This window comes from Bacillus cereus group sp. BceL291, assembly GCF_051776705.1.
GTDB classification, from domain to species: domain Bacteria; phylum Bacillota; class Bacilli; order Bacillales; family Bacillaceae_G; genus Bacillus_A; species Bacillus_A cereus.
Genome location: NZ_JBPWAP010000136.1, coordinates 1 through 7,825, shown reverse-complemented (window position 1 = coordinate 7,825; position 7,825 = coordinate 1). Strand labels below are relative to the sequence as shown.

Sequence of the window (7,825 nt, the reverse complement as noted above, 5' to 3'; positions counted from 1 at the left end):
TCATTCCTATGGATTTAGACCTAATCGAGCGACAAAACATGCAATAGCTAGATGTCAATCTCTTATAAATAAAGGGAATAAACATCATATAGTAGATGTAGATATAAAAGGATTCTTTGACAATGTAAATCACACCAAGCTAATAAAACAGCTATACAACATTGGAATAAAAGATAACAGGGTGCTAAGCATTATTTCAAAAATGCTTAAATCACCGATAGAAGGCGTAGGTATACCTTCAAAAGGAACACCGCAAGGTGGTATTTTATCACCACTACTATCGAACGTTGTACTGAATGATCTAGATTGGTGGATCTCGAACCAATGGGAAAACATGGATACGAAACACAAGTACACAAACCTTCACAAATATAGAGCACTGAAGTCTACAAAGTTAAAAGAAATGTTTATCGTACGATATGCAGATGACTTTAAAATCTTTACAGATTCTCACGAATCTGCAAAGAAGATATTCCATGCAGTCAAAGAATACCTTGAAAATCACCTACAGCTTAATATATCAAGAGAAAAGTCAAAGATAACAAATATTACAAAGGGTAAATCAGAATTTCTAGGATTCAAATTAAAAGCAGTTAAAAAGAAGAATAAATTTGTTGCTAATACACACGTTGCAAGTAAACAAATAAAAACTATTTTAGATAAAACCAAAAAGTTAATCACAGAGATTCAACATAAACCAACTGTAATATCTGTCAACAAATATAATCAATATATATTAGAAATCAAAAACTACTACCGAACAGCTACGCATGTAAATTATAATTTTCGCCTAATAGCCTATCGTCTATCACGAACCTTATATAATCGACTTAAAAACCATGTATTTGAAAAACCAATAAACCCTTCGGTTTTATATAAACGACTTCATAAAAACAACTATAAAACATACAAAATAATGGGAGTCTATTTATATCCAATAGCAGATATTCGAACTGAAAATGCAATGAATTTCAGTCAAAACATCTGTAATTACACCACTGAGGGAAGAAAAAATCACAAGAGAATCAAACAAAGTGTAGAACACGAAATCAATAAAATGATGTTCACACAAAGAAATGACAACTTGGAGTACGAGGATAATCGAATCTCTAGGTACTCTATGCAATTAGGGAAATGCTCAATTTTGGGAACATTCCTAGAAGCTGAAGAAGTACATTGTCATCATGTGACCCCCAGAAAATTAGGAGGAAAAGATGATTTTAAAAACCTTGTGATTGTTCATAAATTAGTTCATACACTTATACATGCTACAAAGAAAGAGACGATTGTTAAATATAAAAACTTACTTCAATTGGATGGAAAACAATTGAAAAAACTCAATATGTTTCGTCAGAAATGTAATTTGGATATTATTGATTAGTTAATTTAATGATGGAACGCCGTATGCGGTGAAAATCGCACGTACGGTGTGGAGCAGGGGAAAAGGTGGAGATTGCCTCAAAACCTTACCTATTGCTATATAATACCATTTGTGAAAAGATGGATTTCCAAGGTGAACCGGCCGTTTATAAATCTGGAAAATACCGCGGACAACCGATGCATTATGACAGAGAAGAAGAATATGTAAAAGGTTTGCGTAATATCTTAAAAGATTTAGCTTCAAACGTTTTAATACGACGGGTTTTATTTGGGAAATCCGATTTTGATTTTGATGTGCATTTGGAGCAAGGTGGTATTTTACTTGTGAATACTGCAAAAGGGGAATTAGCAGAACTTTCTAATGTATTAGGGAAATTCGTTTTACTTAGTATGCAGAATGCCGTATTCCGCAGGAAGCCAAACGTCTCGCCTTACCATCATATTATTGTCGATGAGTTCCCGGATTTTGGTACGCCAAGTTCTCCTATAAACGTAGCGGCGTGAAATGGAGAGGCTGACTCTTACACAGCCTAACTATTTGTTCGAATTTTATGGGTGAAACTCCCATTCTAGGATAATAGCTCATTAATCCTAGCCATGATACCCCTACATGCGCTAACTTACACACGAGTTAGGGTCTGAAGTTAGGTAAGGTCGTAACCTGATGGCACAACTCACTAATGCCTATATGGTGCGGTGGTCTTTAAAAACATCCCAATGGTGACGAAAGGAATCCATGTCTTGAAGCGTCGTGAGGGAATCCCTTCTTAACGTGAGCAATCGGAAGGAATAACGGGAACAAGGAGAAGTTCGAAATTCTAATCCTTGCACATAATCGGTTTCGTAATTACCGATTATGCTGAACCAGTATGTTAGAGCTACTCAAGACTGGTGAGTACCGTCGGCGTAAAGTGGGCACCTAAAGGAATGTAAAATAAGGGATAGAACAAATGGAACTTGGGAAGCTTGCATTGCCATAGGGAGTGTGATCCTGCTTGAAACAATGCAAGTGGCAGCGGTCTCGTAGTAGTGAGGAAGCGGAGTAATGTCCGTGGAGCGAAGGGGACCAGTCGATTCAGAATAACAATGGATATTTCAAATGTCTATATGAACCTCTTCTAGAGTGGGAATTAAACAGCACATCGTTACAATCGCTTGAATAATGGGGAGATGTAATGAGGATTAAAGGACATTTGATAGATAATGAAGCACAGCTCCAAGATAAGTTAGACCTAATATACAAAAAGGCCAAAGAAGATAACTCTTCTTTTCATGGCATGATAGAACTAATGAAAAACAAGCAGACTATTAAAACGGCAATTCACAACATTAAAAGCAATCGTGGGAGTAAAACGGTCGGAATTGACAAGAAAGACGTGAACTACTACCTACAAATGGAAACGGAACAGCTTATCAAACTCATCTGGGGACACATAGACAACTACAAACCTAAACCCGTTCGAAGGCATTACATTGACAAGGGCAATGGTAAAAAGCGCCCTCTAGGAATCCCAGCCATGATAGATAGGATAATCCAAGAAACAGCAAGAATGGTGTTAGAACCCATAGCGGAGGCGAAGTTTTTCAACCATAGTTATGGTTTTCGTCCCTATCGTTCATGTCACTATGCGATAGGCAGAATCTTGAATACCATTTCTAGGTCAAAAACGTACGTAGCCATCGAAGGTGACATCAAAAGTTTCTTTGACCATATTAACCATAATAAACTTGTTGAAATAATGTGGAATATGGGCATAAAGGATAAAAGATTCCTAACTATTATTAAGAAAATGCTAAAAGCAGGTGTACTAGAAGATAATCAACTTTTCCCTACGGAGTTGGGAACTCCACAAGGTGGAATTATATCTCCCCTGTTAGCGAACATATACTTAAATAACTTTGACTGGATGATAGCTAAAGAGTTCGAAGAACACTACGCGCGTTATACTGTTAAACACGCTTTCAGTACAGGACTTAGAAAAGTAGTTAGAAAACATAAGAAATGTTTTCTTGTTAGATACGCAGACGACTGGATAATTCTATGCGAGGATAAAGCACAGGCAAGAACACTCTTGACTAAAATCGATAAGTATTACAAACATATACTCAAATTAGAATTATCAAAGGAGAAAACATTTATTACCGATATGAGAGAGAAGCCAGCCCAATTCCTAGGATTCGACATCAGAGCTGAAAAGATGAGACTGAAAAACTGTATTGCAGGAAAAGCTATACCGAACAAAAAGAAATTAAACTCTAAAATGAGAGAAATTCTTCGAGATACATACAATGTTCGGAAAACAACCAACTCTCATGATGTTGCCGCCCAAATAGAACTTATTAACGCCAAAATTATTGGCATTAGTAATTATTTCCGTATAGGAAATTCTGCTAGAATTTTCGTTAGATGCGATGACAAAATACGCTATACATTCTACAAGTCTATTAAGAACAAACATGGTGGAGGAGTATTCGAAAAAATGCTTACTCCAGCTGAAAATCTTGATAATCGTAAAGATAGGCATAAAGGGCATAAAACCAAAGTTCCCTTCGTTGAAGTCGATGGAGTTAAGATAGGATTAACCAAAATGAGTTTTACACCTAGTACTAAAGCACTCCTATACAATTATGATACGACCCCCTATACACAGATAGGAAGGATAATTTATTCGAGAAGACATGGAAAGGTCGATAAGAAAATGAGACCAACCATTTATTCGAACGACCAAATCAACCAAATGGTCTTGTATCAGATGCTTAGACAAACTAAGAATAAACGACTCTATAACTTTGAATATATACTTAATCGCGATTATGCATATAATCGCGACAAAGGAAAGTGCCGAATATGTAAGACAGGGTTGATTCCAACTAACATACATTGCCATCACGTTAATAACCGACTACCTTTAGAGAAAATCAACAAACTCAGCAATCTTGCCACCATGTGCATAAGATGCCATAAGCTTATACATCAAAAGGACTTAGAAGGCAGTATCTTATACAAACTACCGAAACTAAAGAAATACCGTGAGCTGCTACACATTTGAAATATATCTCATTGTTCACCTTATCTTAATCGCGAGGTAAAGAATAAGGATGATACCAACTAAATTTATTAGGGGTTATCAATCTGAACCGATGGAACGCCGTGTGCGGTGAAAGTCGCACGCACGGTGTGGGGCGGGGGAAAAAGTAGAGATAACTTCAAAGCTTTACCTATCGCGACCCGTAAGGGTTAGTAGCTACCCCAGCCCTCTCGGGCTAGGATGCTACACATTTGTTCGGCCGTTTAAAGAATTCCCTGCTCAATCTCGTAAATATAAAGTAATTCTAACAATTGCTAGCCAAACACTATCTCAATTAGCTCTCGACTTCACAGAGCAATACATGTTTACCTTACTAGGCTCATTCCGTAATAAAATGATATTTGGAGATGTAACACCATATGATGCAAAAATCTTTTCAGATATGTTTGGTGAAAAAGAAGAATTTAAAGAGGCAGAATCTGAACAAGGTATTTCACCTATGCAAGACAATCCTGTTAGTCGATTAGGATCAACCTATCAGAAAGCAAAAGAAGTTGTTATGTCACCAGGAGATATTATGGGACAAGGTGCATTCATCTGTGCAGCTCGTATTGTACAAGATAATCATGTGCAACCTGTCCAACAAATTACGAGTAACTTTGTACCTAAAGAAGAATTCGCGCATGCACTAATACAGGTAGAGGAGCGAACAGGCCAATATTGGGAAAATGAACGTCTTCGTCTTATTAATGAATCTATTGCAAAAGCAAATCCTATGAAGCATGTAGACGCAGAGAACATGAAGAAATTACAACCTTTGCCGCCTATACAAGAGGATGAGATCAAACAGAATAGCTCTATAGAAATAAACGAAGAACAACAACACATTGTATCATTGGATGATTATAAGGAACACAAGTCCCAAGATGAAATTCTATCTAATGATCCTGCAACTATGAACCACCAGATAGATATTGATGATGGGGCTGAAAATAAGTTGTATGAAGAAATTAAGGAATTTATTATTGAATCACAACAAATCTCACCTTCTCATCTGCAAAGAAAATTCAGGATTGGCTATATGAAGGCTATGCAATATATTGAGAAGTTAGAACAAAATCTAGTTGTAAGTTCTTACACAGGCGATGGTCCTCGTAAAGTTTTAATTTCAAATCATAATAGTCAGCCCGAATTAGCAAAAGGTCCCACTGTTAATGCTACTCATTCATTAGATAAAAATTCAGAGAATACTATCTCACAAGGGGTAGCGATTCCAATCGAAGACAGCGTGGCTGCGGAAAAGAAGAAAAACAAATTTAAAGATATTTTATGTAATGATGGAGCAGACTTTGTGAAACAACCAGGAGATAGCGAAATACCGGTAGTAGAAGAAATGCCAATAGAACGTGTGAGTCATGATATAAAAAATGCAGTAGCGGAAGAAATTATTGAGGAAAGTATAGATATAGAATTACCTCATATGGAAGATTGCCATGATATAAATATGGAGGTAGCAGAACTGAACAAAGAATTATCTATTACTATGCTAGAGCAAGACTGGAATAAGGATTCCATCATTCATTCCGGGATTCCCAATGATCTTGAACCACTACTAGAAGAATTCCCATCTGATGGACTTCCCGTTCCAATTATAGAGACTGCGGAAACAAATATAGAATCTACTTCAATTTCAGCTACAGCAACAGAGTCAGACGAAACACATGTAGAAATCAATACGATTCCAATTACTGAAACGCTTAATTATACAGAAGAAAATAAACTTGATGAAGATGTAGCAAGAGTTTACGAATCTATTAGTATTACAGTTCATGAAAACTTAGAAAAAAATAAGGAAGACCATTCGAGAAATGATGAAAAGCAACCTGAACATAAGCGTATGAGTTACAAAGAACGCCAAGAGCGCTTAAAATCCCAGCAAAAAAATAAAAATAATACTACGCAGCCAACGCTTAATAAAATTGAGAAACCAAAGCAAAAAACATCAAACGCAATGAGTAAAGAATTGAATAATTTCTTTGATTAATAGTTTTTAAACCTCAAATTAAATCTAGTGGAACTACATTCTAGATTTTGATTTGAGGTTGGTAAATATACAAAAAGTAGCAGAATACGGTTAGAAAAACTATTCTAGATTTTCTTATAAGAGATAACTGCATACTTTAAATTTAAAAAGGCATAGTTTCAAATATGAGACTATGTTTTTTTATTGAGAATTCTAATTATATATTTTAAAATCACTACATATAAATTTTTTTATAATTCCTTAAATAAATTGAATCGGGTGAACATAAGTGATGAAAAATGAATATATAAAAGTGATGGCAATAGAACAGATGTATCTATCAGCAATGTGCTTAATACTAGTGGGAAATGAAAAGAGTAAATTCTCGACTGAACAATCATTAGAAATAACTGAAATAATGGAGGTTTCTAGTAATGAATTTTCATCTATTGTAAAGCTTTTTCAAAAAAATGAGCAGCGTATTACAAAAGAATTAGAACAAGGGCCAGCCAATTTTAGTGCGGTAAAGGAAAAGGAATTCGAAATAGAAACATCCGCTGCCTCAACACTTGTATTATTATTAAGCAGACTAGAGGAAACCTTAGCAAGTTTGTTTGATGTACTCACTAAGTTTGATTCTAATCTCCCCAAAGAATTAGACCTGTCTAATTCTTGCATGAATGAGTACCTTAATTTCTTTGAGAAATATATAGATAATAGAGAAAAAAATTTCATTATCGGAACAAGGAATCACCAGTTACTTACTTTTTGGCAGAGATTAAGAGATAATATTGTACATAGAAATAATAAGTATGATAGAGATATCTTACAACTTGGTAGAAAACTAAAAATAAGCATTTCCTATGATCTAATAAAAAATAAGTTCAAAATTCAAATGAGAGATGTAATATTATTGGCTGAACTTTGTGCTTTGATTTTAGAGAAATGTATTATTAATGGATTATGTAGATATTTTGGCATTGATGAATGGGCAGTTAAAAATCTTAGAATGCGTAGTGAAAACGCACGTGTAAATCGAGAATTACAATTATCGCATTTTTAATTAATGCACATTAAGGATGGGGTTGCTATGACTGCTATAATTAGAATCCCCAAAATCCACTTGTAATCAATCTAAAATTATTCTTGCATTTGAGTAAAAATACCATTATATTTATATTAACAACTATATAAATAAATCATATTTTACGTGAAGGACACACCTTACGTACCATCCCAACGGTACAGGTGTGTCCTTTTTTACGTTCTAGGAGGAAAAATGTAATGGCGTGCGAGACGTTCTCGATTAAGTAATGCGCAAGCATAAGCGACAACGAGGACTGTTCTAGATTGTAGAAACAACAAAAACAATTAAGAGCAGGATAACTGTTCA

Annotated in this window: 4 protein-coding genes and 1 pseudogene; all 5 read left to right on the top strand. The window is 35.2% G+C overall.

Annotation, left to right across the window (positions count from 1 at the left end; genetic code table 11):
- The coding region (locus ACS2CR_RS32725) for a reverse transcriptase domain-containing protein (protein WP_438906140.1) at positions 1 to 1,381 on the top strand (1,381 nt) is incomplete at its 5' end.
- A gap of 65 nt (positions 1,382 to 1,446) precedes the next feature.
- Positions 1,447 to 1,884, top strand: coding sequence for a conjugal transfer protein TraG (locus ACS2CR_RS32720; protein WP_438906139.1), 438 nt, complete (start codon positions 1,447 to 1,449; stop codon positions 1,882 to 1,884).
- A 671-nt stretch (positions 1,885 to 2,555) separates the two neighbouring features.
- Positions 2,556 to 4,430 (top strand): group II intron reverse transcriptase/maturase, encoded by a 1,875-nt coding sequence (gene ltrA / locus ACS2CR_RS32715; protein ID WP_153603144.1) that lies wholly within the window; start codon positions 2,556 to 2,558, stop codon positions 4,428 to 4,430.
- 232 nt (positions 4,431 to 4,662) lie between these two features.
- Positions 4,663 to 6,453 (top strand): annotated as a pseudogene (locus tag ACS2CR_RS32710) (DNA translocase FtsK); the annotation flags it as partial.
- A 271-nt stretch (positions 6,454 to 6,724) separates the two neighbouring features.
- Positions 6,725 to 7,495 carry a hypothetical protein gene (locus ACS2CR_RS32705; RefSeq protein ID WP_000787561.1) on the top strand — a complete coding sequence of 257 codons (771 nt, stop codon included), beginning with the start codon at positions 6,725 to 6,727 and terminating at the stop codon, positions 7,493 to 7,495.
- Positions 7,496 to 7,825: the final 330 nt, after the last annotated feature.

What these genes read in the sequence shown, in the direction of transcription:
- ltrA (WP_153603144.1), top strand. Translation starts at nt 2,556, where the DNA reads ATGAGGATTAAAGGACATTTGATAGATAATGAAGCACAGCTCCAAGAT.
- ACS2CR_RS32705 (WP_000787561.1), top strand. Translation starts at nt 6,725, where the DNA reads ATGAAAAATGAATATATAAAAGTGATGGCAATAGAACAGATGTATCTA.